At 41.6% G+C, this 20,683-nt stretch carries 12 protein-coding genes and 2 tRNA genes; 4 read left to right on the forward strand and 10 right to left on the reverse strand.

The window, feature by feature from the left end:
• Nucleotides 1-84: 84 nt before the first annotated feature.
• The 3 genes from FFR60_RS17430 to rpoB form a co-directional block, all read right to left on the reverse strand.
• Nucleotides 85-1,185, reverse strand: coding sequence for an LCP family protein (locus FFR60_RS17430; protein ID WP_137665127.1), 1,101 nt, complete (start codon nt 1,183-1,185; stop codon nt 85-87).
• Between the two features lie 206 nt (nt 1,186-1,391).
• Complete coding sequence (gene rpoC / locus FFR60_RS17435) at nt 1,392-5,045, reverse strand: DNA-directed RNA polymerase subunit beta' (RefSeq protein ID WP_088933966.1); 3,654 nt, start codon at nt 5,043-5,045, stop codon at nt 1,392-1,394.
• Nucleotides 5,046-5,244: 199 nt separating this feature from the next.
• A complete protein-coding gene (gene rpoB, locus FFR60_RS17440; protein WP_171004967.1) occupies nt 5,245-8,859 on the reverse strand; it encodes a DNA-directed RNA polymerase subunit beta in 3,615 nt (1,204 codons plus the stop codon).
• Between the two features lie 849 nt (nt 8,860-9,708).
• On the opposite strand from rpoB, the gene FFR60_RS17445 reads away from it, so the two are divergent.
• From FFR60_RS17445 to FFR60_RS17460, 4 genes are all read left to right on the forward strand, one after another.
• Nucleotides 9,709-10,674 carry an ABC transporter substrate-binding protein gene (locus tag FFR60_RS17445; protein WP_088933968.1) on the forward strand — a complete coding sequence of 322 codons (966 nt, stop codon included), beginning with the start codon at nt 9,709-9,711 and terminating at the stop codon, nt 10,672-10,674.
• A gap of 40 nt (nt 10,675-10,714) precedes the next feature.
• Nucleotides 10,715-11,638: an ABC transporter permease gene (locus tag FFR60_RS17450; RefSeq protein ID WP_088933969.1), complete on the forward strand. Its 924-nt coding sequence runs from the start codon at nt 10,715-10,717 to the stop codon at nt 11,636-11,638.
• Entirely contained in the window at nt 11,613-12,416 is an 804-nt protein-coding gene (locus FFR60_RS17455) for an ABC transporter ATP-binding protein (protein ID WP_088933970.1), read from the forward strand. The genes FFR60_RS17450 and FFR60_RS17455 overlap by 26 nt, the downstream gene beginning before the upstream one ends.
• A 100-nt stretch (nt 12,417-12,516) precedes the next feature.
• Nucleotides 12,517-13,470: a biotin--[acetyl-CoA-carboxylase] ligase gene (locus FFR60_RS17460; RefSeq protein ID WP_137665129.1), complete on the forward strand. Its 954-nt coding sequence runs from the start codon at nt 12,517-12,519 to the stop codon at nt 13,468-13,470.
• A 35-nt stretch (nt 13,471-13,505) separates the two neighbouring features.
• On the opposite strand, the gene gor is transcribed toward FFR60_RS17460, so the two are convergent.
• The 7 genes from gor to FFR60_RS17495 form a co-directional block, all read right to left on the reverse strand.
• On the reverse strand, nt 13,506-14,855 hold the full coding sequence (gene gor / locus FFR60_RS17465; protein WP_137665130.1) for a glutathione-disulfide reductase: 1,350 nt from the start codon (nt 14,853-14,855) through the stop codon (nt 13,506-13,508).
• A gap of 210 nt (nt 14,856-15,065) precedes the next feature.
• Nucleotides 15,066-16,307 (reverse strand): peptidase U32 family protein, encoded by a 1,242-nt coding sequence (locus FFR60_RS17470; RefSeq protein ID WP_137665131.1) that lies wholly within the window; start codon nt 16,305-16,307, stop codon nt 15,066-15,068.
• Nucleotides 16,308-16,320: 13 nt separating this feature from the next.
• On the reverse strand, nt 16,321-17,235 hold the full coding sequence (locus FFR60_RS17475; protein ID WP_137665132.1) for a peptidase U32 family protein: 915 nt from the start codon (nt 17,233-17,235) through the stop codon (nt 16,321-16,323).
• Nucleotides 17,236-17,339: 104 nt separating this feature from the next.
• Nucleotides 17,340-19,838 (reverse strand): ATP-dependent Clp protease ATP-binding subunit, encoded by a 2,499-nt coding sequence (locus FFR60_RS17480; protein ID WP_088933975.1) that lies wholly within the window; start codon nt 19,836-19,838, stop codon nt 17,340-17,342.
• 5 nt (nt 19,839-19,843) lie between these two features.
• The gene (locus FFR60_RS17485; protein WP_283205011.1) at nt 19,844-20,311 is read right to left on the reverse strand and encodes a CtsR family transcriptional regulator; all 468 of its coding nucleotides are present in this window, start codon (nt 20,309-20,311) and stop codon (nt 19,844-19,846) included.
• A gap of 120 nt (nt 20,312-20,431) precedes the next feature.
• A tRNA-Pro gene (locus tag FFR60_RS17490) sits at nt 20,432-20,505 on the reverse strand.
• A 16-nt stretch (nt 20,506-20,521) separates the two neighbouring features.
• A tRNA-Arg gene (locus FFR60_RS17495) sits at nt 20,522-20,595 on the reverse strand.
• Nucleotides 20,596-20,683 lie beyond the last annotated feature (88 nt).

The raw sequence follows: 20,683 nt of genomic DNA on the forward strand, positions 1-20,683 counted from the left end.
ACCGATCGCTGTGTCTCACAGCAATAAGACTAAAATTTTGAATTGAAAAAAGCTAGCGTGCCGATCCAACTGGCACACTAGCTTTTAATAATTATCGCTATCGATCGGATACAGAATTTTGCCATATCCGGTGTAATCGTAATGGGTTCCTGCACTGATTTTATCAACGTCGCTATCATCAAAGAATAACTGATTGTCGTCGTCTTCATCTAGATTGGGTAATTTCTTCTTCGTAGGCAAATCCAGCTGTTTCTTAACTATGTTTTGCTCTTCCAATAAATTATTCAAGCCCAATATTTGGAAATAAATGTCGTTGATCATCTCACCTTGACCTTCGACTTGAGTTTGTTTAATATTTTTCGCTGCTGGTGTGTAGTCTTTTGCGATCGTCAGCATCTCATTCCAGCTTAGATCAGTTTGTACATAATCTTCCACTGCACGTAGATATTTTTTATATTTGGTCACCGAATTAACGGAAAGCAGCTTATCAATAATCTTCGATAAAATTTCACGCTGCCGCGCTTGGCGGCCCACATCGCCCTTTGGATCTTCATGGCGCATGCGCACATATTCCAAAGCATGTCTGCCATCTAAGGTCTGTTTGCCCTTTTTCACATGCACACCATCTAAGGTAAAGTCGATCTTATTATCGACTTCGATCCCGCCAACTGCGTCGACTAACGATTTCAATCCCTTCATATTGATCTCAATATAATGATCAACAGGAACATCCATCATTTCTTGCACCGTTTCGATCGCCATCTTCGTGCTGCCTAATGAATAGGCCGCGTTCAATTTATCATAATAGGTATCGCCTTTTGCGACGTAATTATTCTCATCACCCTTATAGCCAACGATCTGGGTATAAATATCGCGATCCAAACTCGTCATCAAGGTTTGCTTCTTCTTAGGATTGATGGTCACCAACATCATGGAATCTGAACGACCTTGGTAGGTCCGCCCCTTATCGCCTGTATCTGTACCCATCAAAAGAATCGAAAACGGCTCTCCACTTTTCAAATCTATTGTATCTGAACGTTGACTTTTATAATTGACTTTCTTAGTCATTTTTCTGATTGCTTGATCGACGTCATAATTCACTTTTAATAGATAAACGGTCCCCGTTCCGACGAGTAACACAATAATTCCTACGACAATCAAGATGATCTTCTTTGTTTTGCTCATGCAGCACCTCAAAAATCTTACATCTATATAGTTTCCGATATTTTCTCATAAAATAGCTGTTGAACATAGCTTTACTTTTATGCTCTAAACGAAATTTAATATCTGAACAAAGTGACCGCTGTCATTTTGTCAGATACCTTCCTATAATAGCGCGAAAATAAAAAGACCACAAGATTCTTTTGAATCTTGTGGTCTCAATTCTAGTATTAATTTAATGGATTGTTCAAAGCGTCCTCAGCAGCCATTTGTGCTTCAATATCAGAGATACTGTACACATTTTCGCTAGCCACAACGACTTCTTTTGGTTCCATGTTACGGTAAGTTGCCATACCAGTACCTGCCGGGATGATTTTACCGATGATAACATTTTCCTTCAATCCAAGTAATGGATCTTTCTTACCGCGGATCGCAGCATCCGTCAAGACACGAGTTGTTTCTTGGAATGATGCAGCAGATAAGAAGCTGTTTGTTTCCAATGAAGCTTTCGTAATACCAAGCAAGACTGGACGAGATGTCGCAGGTGTTCCGCCGGTAACGATCGTCTTGTAGTTTTGGTCTTTAAAGTCAGCGATATCAAGCAATGTACCTGGCAAGATTTCTGTGTCGCCTGGGTCCATTACACGGACTTTACGCAACATTTGACGAACCATAACTTCAATATGTTTATCGCCGATTTCTACCCCTTGCATCCGGTAAACACGTTGAACTTCACGCAGCAAGTATGTTTCAACAGAAATCACATCACGCACTTGCAATAAGTGTTTAGGATCGATTGACCCTTCCGTTAATTGATCCCCACGGTGAACCATATCGCCTTCAACGACTTTCATACGTGCAGTGTAAGGAACAGTATAGGTACGAGTATCCGTTTCACCTTTGACGGTAACTTCTTTCGTACGTGTTGCAGCATCTTCAGCAATCTCAACAACTTCACCGGTAACTTCAGTGATGACAGCCAAACCTTTAGGATTACGTGCTTCGAAGATTTCTTGGACACGAGGAAGACCTTGTGTGATATCATCTCCGGCAACCCCGCCGGTATGGAATGTACGCATGGTTAACTGAGTACCTGGTTCACCGATTGATTGAGCGGCGATAGTACCAACTGCTTCACCAACTTCAACGTCGTCACCAGTCGCCAAGTTGCGGCCGTAACAATGTTTACATACACCATGTTTAGTATTACATGTGAAGACTGAGCGGATCGTTAATTTCTCAACGCCAGCGTCAATGATGCGTTTTGCATCGGCTTCACTAATCAGTGCATCGCCAGGTAAAAGAACTTCACCCGTTTCAGGATGCATCACTGATTTTTGTGTATAACGTCCAACTAGACGTTCTTCTAATGATTCAATGATTTCATTACCTTCGCGAATCGCAGAAATTTCCAGACCACGGTCAGTGCCGCAATCTTCTTCACGTACGATGACATCTTGGGCAACGTCAACCAAACGACGAGTAAGATAACCTGAATCGGCTGTCTTCAAGGCAGTATCGGTCATCCCTTTACGAGCCCCGTGAGTCGAGATAAACATTTCCAAGACAGATAGACCTTCACGGAAGTTAGAGATGATCGGCAATTCCATGATTTGTCCATTCGGAGCGGCCATCAATCCACGCATACCAGCAAGCTGAGTAAAGTTGGAGATGTTACCACGGGCTCCAGAATCAGACATCATGAAAATTGGATTCTTAGCATCCATTGATTCAATCAGACGTTGTTGAATATTATCTTTCGCTGCATTCCAGACAGCGATAACACGTTCATAACGTTCATCATCAGTAATCAAACCACGACGGAATTGTTTCGTGATCGTGCCGACTTGCTTGTGGGCATTGTCGATGATTTCTTGTTTTTCTGCCAGCGCCATGATATCAGCGATACCAACGGTCATACCAGCATGTGTTGAGTGTTTGTAACCTAAGTCTTTCATCCGGTCAAGCATCATTGATGTATCAGTGACTTTGAAACGTTTGAAGACCTCAGCGATGATATTTCCAAGATTTTTCTTCTTAAATGGCAAGATAATTTCTTGTTCCTTGATCGCTGCAGGAATATCTGCACCCTTTTCGACAAAATATTTGTCAGGTGTATATTGCGTTAAGTTGAAATCAGTCGGTTCGTTCAAGTAAGGGAACTCTTGCGGCATGATCTCGTTGAAAATAATTTTCCCAACAGTCGTGATCAGCATGCGTTCTTTTTGTTCTTCTGTAAATGGTTTGTCGCCTAATGTATTAGGATCAACAGCCACACGTGAATGCAAGTGAACATAGCCATTGCGCCATGCTAAGACAGCTTCATTCATGTCACGGAAGATCATTCCTTCACCTTCGCGGCCTACTTCTTCCATTGTCAGGTAGTAGTTACCTAAGACCATATCTTGAGATGGTGTAACAACGGGTTTACCATCTTTAGGGTTCAAGATGTGGGTTGCAGCCAGCATCAACATACGAGCTTCCGCTTGTGCTTCTTCTCCTAGCGGTAAATGGACAGCCATTTGGTCTCCATCGAAATCGGCGTTGTAGGCTTCACATACTAGCGGGTGAAGACGAATCGCACGACCTTCAACTAAGATCGGTTCGAAAGCTTGGATACCCAGTCTGTGCAACGTAGGTGCCCGGTTAAGTAAAACTGGATGTTCTCTGATAACTTCTTCTAAAACATCCCATACAACGTCTTCTTGACGTTCGATTTTACGTTTTGCATTTTTGATATTTGAAGCAATCTCGCGTTGAACTAATTCTTTCATCACGAACGGTTTGAACAATTCGATCGCCATTTCTTTTGGCAGACCACATTGATACATCTTCAAGAAAGGTCCAACGACGATAACTGAACGAGCAGAGTAATCGACACGTTTACCCAGCAAGTTTTGACGGAAACGACCTTGTTTCCCTTTCAACATGTGAGACAAAGATTTCAATGGACGGTTACCTGGTCCAGTAACTGGACGGCCGCGACGACCATTATCGATCAAAGCATCGACTGCTTCTTGCAGCATCCGTTTTTCGTTTTGCACAATGATGTTTGGTGCATTCAAATCTAACAAACGTTTCAAACGATTGTTACGGTTGATCACACGACGGTAAAGGTCATTCAAGTCACTTGTTGCAAAACGACCACCTTCTAATTGAACCATTGGACGTAGATCTGGCGGGATGACAGGAATAACATCCATCACCATCCAGCCTGGCTGGTTGCCAGAAGAACGGAAGGCTTCTAAAACATCTAAGCGACGAATTGCTCGTGTACGTTTTTGGCCTTGAGCGGTCTTCAACTCTTCTTTTAACTCTGCTGATTCGCCATCTAGATCAACTTTATCTAATAATTGTTTGATGGCTTCGGCACCCATTGCCGCATGGAATTCTTGACCGTATTGATCACGTTTTTCACGATATTCACGTTCAGTCAATAATTGTTTCTTCTCTAGGCTTGTATTACCTGGATCGATTACGACATAAGATGCAAAGTAGATAATTTCTTCTAACGCACGCGGGCTCATGTCTAACACAAGACCCATACGAGAAGGAATTCCTTTGAAATACCAGATATGTGTTACTGGGGCTGCTAACTCGATATGGCCCATCCGTTCACGACGAACTTTTGAACGTGTTACTTCAACACCACAACGGTCGCAGACGATCCCTTTATAACGGATCCGTTTGTATTTCCCACAGGCACATTCCCAGTCTTTGGTTGGCCCAAAAATTCTTTCATCGAATAACCCTTCGCGTTCAGGTTTCAATGTACGATAGTTAATGGTTTCCGGTTTTTTTACTTCACCGTATGACCAGCTTCTGATTTTTTCAGGAGAAGCCAAACCTATTTGCATACTTTCGAATTTATTTACATCGATCAAAAGGGTTTCCCTCCATTTCATTTTATCGTAAGACAGCTAGGGGTTAGCTGTCTTACACATGCACAAACGGTGTTCCAGAAGTAGCTTCTTCGGAAATAAGCCGAAATTTCATAAAATTTGAGAAATAATTTTTTGAAATTCCTTCTTATTTCTTGAAGCTGAACACTTCTGACACCACCTCTTCAGACAAGTGCGACTCTTATAAGTCTTCAGCAGTTTCGATTTCTTGGATCAAGTCTGACTTTTGTTCGGCCTTTTCAGCAGCTGCGCGTTCTTCGACTTCTTTTGCAGTTTGTTGCTGTTCTGCATATTTCGTCAACGCATCAACTGTGATCAAGTCATCATCGTCATCGTCCATGTCTCGCAACTCGATTTCTTTGTCATTAATATCTAAGACTTGCATATCTAAACCAAGGGCTTGCAATTCTTTCACTAATACGCGGAAAGATTCAGGCACGCCTGGTTTTGGAATAGGTTCACCTTTGACGATGGCTTCGTAAGTTTTCACACGACCAACCACATCATCTGATTTGTAAGTCAAGATTTCTTGTAATGTGTAAGCAGCACCGTATGCTTCCAGTGCCCAAACTTCCATTTCCCCGAAACGTTGTCCACCAAATTGAGCTTTACCACCCAATGGTTGCTGCGTAACAAGAGAGTAAGGTCCAATTGAACGAGCATGCAATTTATCATCGACCATGTGGGCCAATTTAATCATGTACATAACCCCAACGGAAATACGGTTATCAAATGGTTCACCGGTACGTCCATCATAAAGGACAGTCTTAGCGTCTGCCGCCATACGAGATTCACGTACAGTTTCCCAAACATCGCTATCCTGTGCGCCATCGAATACTGGTGTTGCCACATGGATACCTAATTGACGAGCAGCCATCCCTAAGTGCAATTCCAATACTTGCCCGATGTTCATACGAGATGGTACCCCTAATGGATTCAACATGACATCCACTGGTGTGCCGTCTGGTAAGTACGGCATGTCTTCTTCAGGCATAATGCGAGAAACGACCCCTTTGTTTCCGTGACGGCCGGCCATTTTATCCCCTTCATGGATTTTACGTTTTTGCACGATGTAAACGCGCACTAACATATTCACACCTGGAGATAATTCATCGCCTGCTTCACGAGTAAAGATCTTCACATCATGAACGATCCCGCCGCCGCCGTGAGGCACACGTAGAGAAGTATCACGAACTTCACGCGCTTTTTCACCAAAGATCGCATGTAATAAACGTTCTTCAGCGGATAGTTCCGTTACCCCTTTAGGAGTGACTTTACCAACTAATAAATCACCATCATGAACTTCAGCACCGATGCGGATAATCCCCATTTCGTCTAAGTTCTTCAATGCGTCTTCCCCAACGTTAGGGATTTCGCGGGTGATTTCTTCAGGTCCTAATTTCGTATCGCGTGCTTCTGATTCATATTCTTCAATATGGATTGAAGTATAAACATCATCTTTCACCAAACGACGGCTCATGATGATGGCATCTTCATAGTTGTACCCTTCCCAAGTCATGAAGGCTACAACCACGTTTTGACCTAATGCCAATTCGCCGTTTTCCATTGAAGGTCCATCAGCTAAGATATCGCCAACATCAACTTTTTCACCTAAACCAACTAATGGACGTTGGTTATAGCTGGTTCCTGAGTTTGAACGACGGAATTTAGTGATGTCGTATTTATCTAATGCGCCATTGTCGCGACGTACACGAACTTCGTGAGCATCAACGAATTCAACGACACCTTCGTTTTTACATAATAAAGCGGCACCTGAGTCATGAGCTGCTTTATATTCCATACCAGTACCAACCCATGGAGAACGAGGTTGGATCAATGGTACTGCTTGACGCTGCATGTTGGCACCCATCAAGGCACGGTTGGAGTCATCGTTTTCCAAGAATGGAATACAAGCGGTAGCGACTGCAACTACTTGTTTTGGCGATACATCCATGTAATCCACTTTATCAATCGTTACTTCCAAGTTTTCAGAAGTTGCACGAGCCATAACGACTTCTTCAGCGAAGGTGCCGTCTTCATTCAACTTACTGTTTGCTTGGGCAACAACGTAATGGTCCTCGATGTCAGCTGTTAAGTAATCGATTTTATCCGTTACTCGACCAGTTGCACGATCAACACGACGGTAAGGTGTTTCGATGAAACCAAACTTGTTGACCTTGGCATAAGAAGCCAAGCTGTTGATCAACCCGATGTTGGGACCTTCGGGCGTTTCAATCGGACACATACGGCCATAGTGAGAATAGTGAACGTCTCGAACTTCATAGCCCGCACGGTCACGCGTCAAACCACCAGGTCCTAAGGCAGATAGACGACGTTTATGAGTCAATTCCCCTAATGGGTTCGTTTGATCCATGAACTGTGACAACTGAGAAGAACCAAAGAATTCTTTGATGCTGGCAACAACTGGACGAATGTTGATCAATTGTTGCGGTGTCAATGTTTCTTGATCCTGAATGGACATGCGTTCGCGAACGACACGTTCCATCCGAGCTAAACCGATACGGAATTGGTTTTGTAATAATTCACCAACTGAGCGGATACGACGGTTTCCTAAGTGGTCGATATCATCGACATTGCCGATGCCTTCCATCAAGTTCAAGAAATAGCTCATTGAAGAAATGATGTCAGCAGGGCGAACCGTACGTACAGAAGAATCAGGATAAGCATTGCCGATCACTGTAACTTCACGTTCTGGATCTTTTGGTGAAAAGACTTTGATCACTTGAACAGTCATTGGATCAGTAACAACCGCATCTTCTGATGGGTAGTAAGTTACTGAGTTCAAGCCATTTTCCAAGTGTGGTCCTAAATCTTCCATTACTTGGTGTGTTAGAACCGTTCCTTTTTCCACGATGATTTCGCCTGTTTCAGCATCAACCAAGGTTTCAGCTAAGGTCAAGTTCAATAGACGTGTTTTAAGGTCTAATTTTTTATTTACTTTGTAACGACCAACATTTGCTAAGTCGTAACGTTTTGGATCGAAGAAACGAGCAGTTAACAAGCTGCGAGAGCTGTCTGCTGTTTTTGGTTCGCCTGGACGTAAGCGTTCATATACATCTTTCAAACCTTCTTCGGTACGAGAATCACTTGGGTTTTTGTGCAAGTCTTTCTCGATCGTGTTGCGTAATGAGTCGCTTTCGCCAAAGATTTCAAAAATTGTATCATCTGACCCAAAACCTAATGCACGAACTAACGTAGTCAAAGGAATTTTACGCGTACGATCAATACGTACATAAGAAATATCTTTTGCGTCTGTTTCCATTTCTAACCATGCGCCGCGGTTAGGGATAACAGTTGAACCAAATCCTTCTTTCCCGTTTTTATCCACTTTTCCGTGGAAGTAAACGCCGGGAGAACGAACTAATTGGGATACGATAACCCGTTCAGCTCCGTTGATGATAAAGGTTCCTTGCTCCGTCATTAATGGGAAATCGCCAAAGAATACTTCTTGGGATTTGATTTCTCCAGTTTCACGGTTTACTAAACGTAATACAACATGTAATGGTGCAGAGTAATTTGCATCGTGTGAACGAGCCTCTGCAACGGTGTATTTAGGTTCTTTCAATTCATAGTCAACAAATTCAAGTGACAAGTTTCCATTAAAGTCTTCAATTGGCAAAATGTCTTCAAACATTTCTCGTAAGCCCTCATCTAAGAACCATTGATAAGAATCTGTTTGAATTTCGATCAAATTCGGTAATTCCAACACTTCACTGATTTGTGCGAAGCTTCTACGTTCTCGGTGTTTCCCGTATTTCACTACGTGTCCAGCCAAGTTCTTCACCCCTCTTAAAAGTTTGAAAACCGATCCGAAGATAAATTACATTTATGTTACATAGATTAAATTACTGTAACACCTGACATTTTTTGCGGCTTTTAGGCAAAAAAAAACCAAAAATAGAACGTTCTCTTGAAAATATTCGCGAGCTTCTACTTTTGTTTCCCTATATAAAGCCGGAACGGACAATATTTCGTTCCTGCCTGTTATCATTTCAGATAGTTTTAGCAAATTAATATAATACATGACGCAAACACAAAAGTCAATAGCCTCAACGGTTGAATAAATATTTCGCAATCTTTTCTTAAAGTTTTCAGCAAAGATCAATTGGTTTAATTAGTTTTACATTTTTGAATATTCAGAATATTCGACGATTTATTATTGACATCTCATTTTTCTTAACGTATACTAATTTACATCTTAATCAAGTGGAGGTTGTTCCTTATGTTGAACGCAAAAAACTCACAACTGAATAACCGCTATTACTTTAGCTATTTTAGATAGGTTTGTATTCATCATGATGGGTACAAACAACTTGAGTGTTTTTTGTATCTATGATGGCTAGAGCATTTCGATGTACCACCGGCCGCATAGAGAAATCTAAGTGGCTGAAGAATCATACTATTTTTGTATTCGTATCACCCACTTAGAGTTTCGACAATTCTAAGCGGGTGATTTTTTTATGAAAAGGATGTCAGCATCTCTTTTCACAGTTTGTTTAGGTCAAAAATTTAAGCCGATTATCGCTACACTTGTTTAGAGGGATGATATACGGCTTGAAAATCAAACTTATTTTTCCGGTTTTTGGAAAAATAAATTCTTTAAAATGAAAAAGGAGAGAAAATTATGAAAAAAGCAGTATTAGCAGGAATTGGATTGGTAAGTTTATTAATGTTAGGGGCTTGCGGCAACAAAGAAGCGGCCGGCAATGACGAAGCAAAAAAAGTCGGAGTTTTACAGTTGGTTCAACACCCTTCCTTAGACAATGCCTATGAAGGCTTCAAAGAAGGTTTAGCTGAAGGCGGGTATAAAGAAGGCGACAACTTAAAAATCGAATATCAAAATGCACAAAACAATCAAGACAATCTAAAAAGTATGAGTGAAAAATTGGTCAAAGACGAACCCGATTTACTTTTAGGCGTCGCTACTCCAGCCGCTCAATCTTTATTGAACACGACAACCGAGATTCCGATCACCGTTACTGCCGTTACCGATTTAGAAGAAGCGAAATTGGTTAAAAGTGATAAAAAACCGGGCGGAAACGTAACGGGGACAACCGATATGGTTCCGATCGATAAACAAATCGATCTATTATTATCAATCGTTCCAGAGGCAAAATCTATCGGGATCATGTACAACGCAGGTGAGGCTAATTCAAAAATCCAAGCCGATCTTGCTGAAAAAGCATTGAAAAAAGCTGGCGTTGAAGTAAAAGTAAAAACAGCCAACACAACAAATGATGTTCAACAAGTAACGGAATCTTTAGCAAATGAAACAGATGGTATCTACGTACCAACAGATAATACCTTCGCAAGTGCTGCTTCGGTCATTGGCGATGTGGTAAAAGAAAAGAAAATTCCATTAGTTGCCGGTTCAACTGAACAAATTGACGGCGGCGGTTTAGCTACTGTTGGGATCGACTACAAATCACTTGGTAAACAAACTGGAAAAATGGCGGCGAAAATTTTAGACGGTGATGCAAAACCTGAAGATACACCAGTGGAATCTGCTGATACGCTTAAATTGGTCGTTAACAAAGATATGGCAAAAGCCTTAGATATTGATCCAGATAGTATCAAAGAACCTAAATAAAAATATTTAAAACTGCTTCACAAAGAAAGAAGGAAGAATCATGAACGTTATCACTTTGTTATTATCAGCGACGTCACAAGGTATGCTCTGGTCGTTACTAGCGATTGGAGTCTACATGACTTTTCGAATTTTGGATATTGCCGATCTGACCGCCGAGGGAAGTTTCCCCTTGGGCGGCGGGATCGCTGCGATTGGGATCGTTAATGGCATGCATCCTGCTCTAGCTACTTTGTTAGCATTCGGCGGCGGCATGCTGGCCGGATTAGTTACTGGGATCTTGAATACGAAATTCAAAATCCCGGCGCTGCTAGCTGGAATTATCACTATGACTGGCTTGTATTCCATTACTTCGCGGGTGATGGGCGCTCCAAACATCGCTTTATTAGGCGAAAGTACTGTTTTTACAGCTGCACAAGATATGGGCTTGAGTAAAAATAATGCGGTGATCTTAGTGGGTCTGTTAATTGTCCTGCTGGTTATTTTGCTGCTAGTCCTCTTTTTCCGAACGGAGATTGGTTTAGCTGTTAGAGCAACCGGTGATAACCCCGATATGAGTGAAGCCAATGGAATCAAAACTGAAAATATGAAGCTTTTGGGCTACATGATCTCAAACGGCAGCATCGCTCTTTCAGGTGCCTTGTTAGCTCAAAATAACGGCTTTGCGGATTTGAACTCCGGAGTCGGTACGATCGTTATTGGATTAGCTTCGATTATCATCGCAGAAGTTCTGCTCCATAATAAACCAATTCTTATTCGTTTGATTACGATCGTGGCGGGAGCAATTATTTACCGTTTCATCTTGGCGTTAGTATTTGAGTTGAACGTAGAGCCGACAGATTCTAAATTAGCTTCGGCGATCGTATTAGTTATTTGTCTGTCATTACCACAAATCCGTTCAAAATTTACCATTAAAACAAAGAAGAAAGGGGCTGACGCAAATGCAACCAGTATTAAGAATCAATAATCTTCATCAATATTTCGAACGCGGAACAGTGAATGAAAATCATGTATTGCGCGGCATTAATCTAAGCCTAGCCCCTGGCGAATTTGTGACTATTATCGGCGGAAATGGCGCAGGTAAATCAACCCTGTTAAATAGTGTCGCCGGTACGTTGCCGATCGAAGAAGGTCAAATGTTTTTGAATGAAGAAGACATCACGAAACATTCCGTAACACGCCGTTCAAAAAAAATCAGCCGGGTCTTCCAAGATCCTAAAATGGGGACGGCCGTTCGGTTATCGGTGGAGGAAAATCTAGCGCTGGCAATGAAACGCGGACACAAACGCGGATTTTCTCTAGGCGTAAAAAGTAAAGATCGCAGTTTCTTCCAAGAACAATTAGCGATGCTGAATTTAAATTTAGAAAATCGATTAGATGCTGAAATTGGTCTGCTTTCTGGGGGTCAACGGCAAGCCATCACCTTACTGATGGCAACCTTGCAACGGCCTGATCTAATTTTACTAGATGAACACACAGCAGCACTTGATCCAAAAACTTCATTGACTGTCATGGAGCTGACGGAACGCTTGATTCGTGAACAAGAGCTGACTGCCTTTATGGTTACCCATAATATGGAGGATGCGATTCAATACGGCAATCGTTTAATCATGCTCCACCAAGGACAAATTGCATTAGATTTAAAACAAGCGGAAAAGCAGAATTTAACTGTGCCAAAATTAATGGAGCTTTTCCATCAAAACTCTGGTGTCGAACTAAAAGACGACGCCTTGTTATTGGGTTGATTCCACAAAAGATTCTCCCTTCTTTCTTGACAGGCTGCTTTTATGCAGCCTGTTTTTTTGTTACACTGAGCCCAGAAAGAAAAATGATGGAGGTATCCCTTTGACAACAAAAGAGAAAGTCTTGGCACGTTTAAAAGCCGCAGAAGAAATTCTATCTGGTGAAGCCTTAGCTCAAGAATTGGGTGTATCCCGCACCGCTATCTGGAAAGCAATCAAAGAGCTGGAAAAAAAAGGCTACCAGATTCAACATTTAGCAAATGGCTATCGCTACCAGCCTTCAGATATTTTAGATGCAAAAGAGATCCAGGAACATATTAACCAAGCTGTCGACGTCACCGTTTTGGAAACTTCAGATTCAACTATGAAAGATGCGCAGCTAGCCGTTATGGAAGGCAAAAAATCCCCCTTATTGATTGTGGCGGATATGCAAAAGGCCCCGCGAGGACGCTTCAACCGACCATTTTTTGCGGCGAAGCAGCAAGGGATCTATATGAGTTTATTATTGGAACCCAAAGAACAGCTGCAGGAATTGCCGCAATACACGATCTTAATGGCCGTCGCTGTCGCTGAAGCGATCGATGAACTATTAGGAGTCGAGAGTCAAATCAAATGGGTCAACGACATCTACTTGAATCACAGAAAGGTGGTTGGAATACTGTCCGAAGCGATGACTGATGTTGAAACCAATTCATTGAAATACATTATTATCGGTATGGGGATCAATTTTTCGATTCCACAGGAAATTTATCCTGAGGAGCTGCGTGAAAAAGCAACCTCCCTCTTTTCTGATGGAAAAGCAACGACTACACGAAATCAATTAATCATCAATATTTGGAATCGTTTCTTCGACTTATTAGCTGAACAAACAACCTACCTTGATTCCTATCGCAAAAAATCATTCGTATTAGGCAAGAAAATTACGTTCAAGCGTAAAGATCAGCTATATCTAGGTACCGCTGTTGCGATTACCGACATCGGAGAATTAGTTGTCGATTTAGGAGACGAAAAGGTTACTCTTTCCTCCGGCGAAATTAGTTTAAGTTCGATCCAATAAAAAAATGATGTGCCGCATTCGGGCACATCATTTTTTTATCGCATCGTTACAAATTCTTCACTGCCAGTTGGATGAATGGCAACCGTATCATCGAAATCTTTCTTCGTTGCTCCCATTTTGATCGCTACCGCAAATCCCTGCAGCATTTCATCAACGCCAATGCCGATCGCATGCAGACCGATGATCTTCTCTTCCTCGCCAACACAAACCAATTTCATATCACATTTTTGACGATAATCGCTTAATGCAAAATACATTGGCGTGAAGCGTGAATGATAAATTTTGATCTGATCTTTTCCATAGCGCTCGATAGCATTATCTTCAGTTAAGCCAATCGTTGCGATCGTTGGATGGGTAAATATCACGGTTGGTACATTTTCATAATCTAAAAATTCTTCGGACTTGCCATTAAATACCCGTTCAGATAAACGGCGCCCTGCAGCAATCGCTACAGGAGTCAAATCGATCTTACCGATGACATCGCCAACAGCATAAACCCCTTCGCTCGTTGTGTTTTGATATTTATCGACAATCACAAAGCCCTTCTCGTTCAAGGTTACCGAGGTATTTTCCAAACCTAATTTATCAGTGTTAGGTAAACGGCCGCCAGCAAATAAGACCTTATCACCCGTTAAAGTATTGCCATTCTCAAAATGGACGGTGTACGTTCCGTCAGTATTTTGTTTAATTTCTTTTGCTACATGGTGATCATACAGCTTCATCTTGTTCTCACGATAGATTTCAACTAAGTTATCTGCCAGCATTTTATCAAAAGTCCGTAAGGGACGACTATGCCGGAAAGCCCAATGAACCTGAGTGCCCATTCCTTGCAATACACCGCTTAACTCTGCTGCGATATATCCTGCTCCCAAGACAACCACTTCTTTCGGTTGTTCTGTCAATTCAAAGAATCCATTCGAATCAATCGCCAATTCACCGCCAGGAATAGTCATCTGACTTGGGCGACCGCCTGTTGCGATTAAAACATTCGGCGCTGTATATTCCTCACCATTTACACGAATGACATGATCGGATTTAAACGTGGCATATCCTTCGATCCGCTCAACGTTATTGCTATCCAGCCCGCGATAGTACGCGCCATGTAAAAAATCGATGTATTTTTCGCGTCGTGCAACTAATTCTTTAAAATCAAATTTTTCCACGTCGGCTTGAACACCATAACTAGGCGCATCCCGTTCAATCATCTCCAGCATACTGCTAGCTTGCCACATTACTTTTTTCGGCACACAGCCAACATTGACACAAGTACCACCGATTTTATTTCCTTCGATTAATAGTACTTTTGCGCCATACATGCCCGCACGGTTTGCCGAAGCAATCCCGCCGCTGCCTCCACCGACAACGATGTAATCATATTCCTTCATTCAACTGCCTCCTAATTTATACTGATTTAATATAAGTCTAATTTCACTATGTAAAAACTTTCTATCAACTGAACCTATTAAGCAACTGCTTCAGACCCAATACGTTCATTTTAATACATTCTGCTAAAAAAGAATTGCTTTTTGCCTATTCCGTTTATGATTGAAGTATTTCCTCATTCTCTGCTCTAAAAAAGACTGAGAATTTATTCCTCAGTCTTTTTTCTTACGTATCATATCTCCAGGCTTCACTGGTTGAGCCACCGGCATTGTGATGATCATCATCGGATTTGGTGCTCGATCGATCATTTCGCCTTCATCATTTTTCATCTCGGTAACCGTTTGTTCGAAATGATGGAAGTTTGGCCCATAAAATTCGATCTCATCGCCCACTCTAAAATGATTCCGCTGACGAACAGTGGCAATTCCACTCTTTTCATCATAACTTAAAACTTCGCCAATAAATTTATAAACTGGAATCTTCCGGCGCGGACCAAATAACTGTTCATTTTCCGTCGGTACATGGTAATAAAACCCGGTCGATAATTCCCGTTGAGCGACCTTCCACAATTCATCGATCCATTCCTGCTTGCAGACATAATTTTCTGGATCAGAAATGTAGCTATCCACGGCCGCTTTGTACACATTTGCAACAGTCGAAACATAATGAATCGACTTCATCCGTCCTTCAATCTTCAAACTATCAACGCCGTTTTCGATCAAATCAGGAATATGTTCGATCATGGACATGTCCACGGCACTCATAGAAAACTCTTCTGTGACATCCCCGTTTTCGGTCAATGAACGATGCTCCTGAGCAAACGGCATATCAAATAATTCGTATTTCCAACGGCATGATTGAGAACAGCCGCCACGGTTTGCATCCCGCATCGACATATGATTCGACAATGTACAGCGTCCTGAATATGAGATACACATGGCACCGTGAATAAAGGCTTCAATTTGAACATCCGTATTCCGTCGAATTTCCGCCAGCTCTTCCATTGAGACCTCACGAGCTAAAACAACCCGCTCCAAACCTTCATTTTGCCAAAACTTCAATGTTTCAGCATTTGTTGCCGACGCTTGGGTTGATAAATGAATTTCTAACCCCGGAGCTTCTGAAGCACAAATTTCTATCAAGGCTGGGTCAGAAACAATTACTGCTGAAATTCCGATATCACGCAGCTTTTTGAAAAATTCTCCAGCGCCTTCTTCATTGCCTTCATGTGTCACCATGTTAGCTGCTACGTAGACTTTTGCGTTGTACTTATTTGCAAAAGCCACTCCTTCTTCCATCTCTTCAAATGAGAAGTTCCCCGCTCGGGATCGCAAGCCATAGGCATCTCCGCCGATATATACTGCATCCGCGCCATAATGAATCGCGGTTTTTAATTTTTCCAATGTCCCGGCCGGCGCTAAAACCTCGGGCCGTTTCAATTTTCTCTCTGTCATGTTGCTATTACTCCTATTTAATCGCTGTTGGGTCCAAATGATAAAAGCCAGTATCCATTCCTCGACCAACAGGATGATATTTTTGGATTTCTTGTTGCGCGCGAATTGCTTCCGCTTCGTTCCAAGTTCCCTTTTCAATTGCTCCTTTAGCTTCCGCAAAAACTCTTGCAATAGCTGTAAAATCTGCTCCTGGTGTAAATAAACCATCGAGTTTCCACGTTTGATAGCCTGCTTGAGCTAATTCAGCCAACTCTTGAATTAAATTCAGATCATTATCAGCAAAAATATGAGTCCCGTGCTGATCCTCGTAGATTGAATAATGCGTGTCAGCCTTTTTCGGTTCTGAAATAAACAGCCCGCGTTCTTTTGAAGTCTCTTCCGCCTGCTTCGTATAATTGAAATAGTTATCTAATAACGGTCTTTTCGATTGGTGAATACACGTAGCCCCATAGACTAATACTTCTACCGGAACATCAACATACTGCCGTAGCTGCTGCATCTCTTCAAAAGGCACCTCACGAGCTAAAACAGCCCCTACCGCACCCTTCTTCTGCCAAAAATTAATTTGTCGTGCATTAGTTACCAAGGTTTCCGCATCATAAATATAAGGCAGATCATACTCTTGCAATAAATAGATTACACCAGTATCGCCAACAACGACATAGTCCGGCTTCACCTCTGCTAAAAATGTCAAATACTCTGGAATTTTTTTCATCTTATCAGGATGCATGATACCATTTACAGCAACATTCACCTTTTTTCCTTGAGCATGGGCCATTTCAATCAAGGCTTTTTGTTCATCACGAGAAAAAGAATGCGGCAATCGCAAACCAAACTCTTCTTCTCCTATGTATAATGTATCTAAGCCGGCAGCAAACAAGTCTTCAGCTTGTGCCATTGACTCTACCGTCGCAATTAATTCGATCATGTTAGGTCCTCCTTTTAGACTTTCTCATACTATCACAGCTTCCCAAAGTTTCCAACTGACGGCATAAAAAAGAGGATAACGCCAATGCGTCATCCTCTGATTAATTAAACTTTTTCTGGAATTTTTTCTTCTTTAGAATTTTTTACAGTTAATGTCACCTTGCCCTTGCTGGCACCGATCGTCACTGTGTCACCTAATTGAATTTGACCAGATAACAAAGCTTCCGCTAATCGGTCTTCAATCTCTTTTTGCAACGCTCTGCGAATTGGCCGAGCACCGTATTCAGGATCAAAACCAACTTTTCCAATCACATCATAGGCAGCTGGTGTGATCTTCACTTTGATTTCATGTTCCTTCATACGATCTAAGATAGAACGACTCATAATTTTCACAATTTCATGAATTTGTTCTTGATCCAATGTTTTGAAGACAACCGTTTCATCAATTCGGTTTAAGAATTCAGGACGAAAGGCTTTTTTCAATTCCTCCAGAATTCGTTTTTCCATCGCTTGATGATCTTTGGTAATATCCTTCACGTTGAACCCAACATTTTTTTCTTCGCGAATTTCTGTCGCACCAATGTTGGAAGTCATAATCAAGATTGTATTTCTGAAATCAACTTTTCGACCTTTTGAATCCGTTAAATGACCATCATCTAAAACCTGCAATAAAATATTGAATACATCTGGATGAGCCTTTTCCACTTCGTCTAATAAGATCACTGAATAAGGTTTTTGACGAATTTTTTCCGTTAATTGCCCGCCCTCTTCATAACCAACATAGCCCGGGGGCGATCCAATCAAACGACTCGTACTGTATTTTTCCATGTATTCAGACATGTCCACTCGAATCAGAGCTTCTTCGCTGCCAAACATTGCTTCGGCCAAAGCTTTCGCCAACTCTGTCTTACCAACACCAGTTGGACCCAAGAACATAAAGGAGCCGATTGGGCGATTAGGATCTTTCAATCCGCTTCGAGCCCGACGAATAGCACGCGAGATAGCCTGAACTGCTTCTTCCTGCCCGACTACCCTCTTATGCAGAACATTTTCTAAATCCAATAAACGCTGACTTTCTTTTTTCTCCAACTGTTGTAACGGCACACCTGTCCATTGGGAAACAACCGCCGCAACATCTTCATCCGTCACTTGATCAATATAACCATTTTCTTGTTTTGCCGCTTTAATTTTTGCTTGTTCCAATACTTCGGCTAATTGTTTTTCTCGCAAACGCAGACGCGCTGCTGATTCAAAGTCTTGATTTTGAATCGCTTTTTCCTTCTCCATCACCAATTCTTGAACTTCATCTTCTAATTCCGTAAGTTCCGATACTTCATCAGTAGAATCCAAACGAACTTTTGCGGAAGACTCATCCATCAAATCGATTGCCTTATCTGGCAACTGGCGTGAGTTGATATATCTTACTGATAAAGAAACTGCAGCATGCAGCGCTTCATCAGTTATTTCTACTCCATGGTGATCCTCATAACGCGGACGCAATCCTTTTAAGATTTCTTCCGCTTCCTCAGGTGTTGGCTCTTCCACTTGCACTCGAGCAAATCGACGTTCTAAAGCAGAATCTTTTTCAATATATTTTTGATACTCATCTAACGTCGTGGCACCAATTGTTTGCAGTTCACCACGAGCCAATGCAGGTTTCAAAATATTTGAGGCATCTATCGCCCCTTCAGCTCCGCCAGCACCAATTAAAGTATGCAATTCATCAATAAACAAGATAATTTGACCATCATGATAAATCTCATCGATTACTTTTTTCAATCGATCTTCGAATTCCCCACGATATTTTGTTCCAGCAACTAAAGCGCCCATATCCAACATCATCAAACGTTTTCCACGCATATCTTCTGGTACATCACCAGAAATGATCCGTTGTGCCAAACCTTCAACAATCGCCGTCTTACCGACACCAGGTTCACCAACTAATACAGGATTATTTTTCGTACGGCGGCTCAAAATTTGGACTACACGACGAACCTCACTATCTCTTCCAACTACTGGATCTAAGCGTTTTTCTCGTGCCAGCTTCGTCAAGTCACGAGCCAATCCATCTAAGGTAGGCGTTCCTTGAGAATTATTTTGTGCAGGTTTAGCCGCTGCTTTTCTCCGAGTCCCAGTACCTTGATTAGCATTTTGTACCTCATTGACGCCCATTTTTTTCAGTAAAAGCTGCCGCATCTTAGGCAAGCTCAAACCTAAATTCACTAAGATATGTGAAGCTAAGATTTCATCATCACGTAATAGACCTAACAAGATATGCTCAGTTCCAACTAATTTTGCATTGAAACGTTTGGCTTCATCATCAGCAAAAATCAAAATCTGTTTTGCTCTTGGAGAATAAGGAAGATAGCCACCTTCAGGATAAGACTTAACTGACCCGTAACCCGTCATATGTTCAATTTCTTCACGAATGTCATTTTCACTTGAATTCATTTGACGTAAGGTTTTACCCGCAATTCCCTGTTGTTCAATCACTAACGCTAGTAATAAATGCTCCGAACCAACCGAGCGGTGTTTAAAATATTTAGCTTCTTGTTGCGCAATCGCTAATACTGCTTTTGCACGTTCTGTATACAGCTGATCCATATCCCTCACTCCTTTTTCTCATAACTTAAACGTTCCAAAAATCCATGAAGAATTCTTGCTCGTAGTCTGTTTTCAATTTGACTGATACCAAGGACAGTCTTCGATACTGCACTCAACATCAAGTTACCTTCGTTCTCAGTAATAATTTCTTCCTCAAATAATTTCTGAATGATTCCAAAAGCATTTGCTTCAGAAATTTCAGCTCCAAAAGAATCCATCAATTGTTCTAAAAAGTAATGCTGATCAGAAATCTTAACTTTACTTATTCGAATATAGCCTCCGCCACCTCGTTTACTTTCAACTAAATAACCGCGTTGAAAAGTAAAACGTGTATTGATTACATAATTTATCTGAGAAGGAACACAATTAAACAGCTGTGCCATCTCTGCTCTTCGAATTTCGATTATTTCACTATTTTCTAAAATATCTTTCAAGTAAGATTCGATCAAATCAGAGGTATTTCTGCTCATAATATCGCCCCCTATTGACTATTCCTGACCATAATTATATCGAACTTAGCGCATGAAATAAAGAAGAACGCCTTTCTTTAAATTAAGATAAAAAAAAAGAAGGCTTTCACCTTCTTTTTTTGATCGGGAAGACAGGATTCGAACCTGCGACACCTTGGTCCCAAACCAAGTACTCTACCAAGCTGAGCTACTTCCCGATAAACAAAAAAACTACGCGCCCAAGAGGAGTCGAACCCCTAACCTTTTGATCCGTAGTCAAACACTCTATCCAGTTGAGCTATGGGCGCATATTTTTATTATGCCGAGGACCGGAATCGAACCGGTACGGTGATCACTCACCGCAGGATTTTAAGTCCTGTGCGTCTGCCAGTTCCG

Source organism: Enterococcus hulanensis (assembly GCF_005405485.1).
Taxonomy (GTDB): Bacteria; Bacillota; Bacilli; order Lactobacillales; family Enterococcaceae; genus Enterococcus_A; species Enterococcus_A hulanensis.

What these genes read in the sequence shown, in the direction of transcription:
- FFR60_RS17450 (WP_088933969.1), top strand. Translation starts at nt 10,715, where the DNA reads ATGAACGTTATCACTTTGTTATTATCAGCGACGTCACAAGGTATGCTC.
- FFR60_RS17475 (WP_137665132.1), bottom strand. Translation starts at nt 17,235, where the DNA reads ATGATCGAATTAATTGCGACGGTAGAGTCAATGGCACAAGCTGAAGAC.
- gor (WP_137665130.1), bottom strand. Translation starts at nt 14,855, where the DNA reads ATGAAGGAATATGATTACATCGTTGTCGGTGGAGGCAGCGGCGGGATT.
- FFR60_RS17480 (WP_088933975.1), bottom strand. Translation starts at nt 19,838, where the DNA reads ATGGATCAGCTGTATACAGAACGTGCAAAAGCAGTATTAGCGATTGCG.
- FFR60_RS17430 (WP_137665127.1), bottom strand. Translation starts at nt 1,185, where the DNA reads ATGAGCAAAACAAAGAAGATCATCTTGATTGTCGTAGGAATTATTGTG.
- FFR60_RS17470 (WP_137665131.1), bottom strand. Translation starts at nt 16,307, where the DNA reads ATGACAGAGAGAAAATTGAAACGGCCCGAGGTTTTAGCGCCGGCCGGG.
- FFR60_RS17445 (WP_088933968.1), top strand. Translation starts at nt 9,709, where the DNA reads ATGAAAAAAGCAGTATTAGCAGGAATTGGATTGGTAAGTTTATTAATG.
- FFR60_RS17455 (WP_088933970.1), top strand. Translation starts at nt 11,613, where the DNA reads ATGCAACCAGTATTAAGAATCAATAATCTTCATCAATATTTCGAACGC.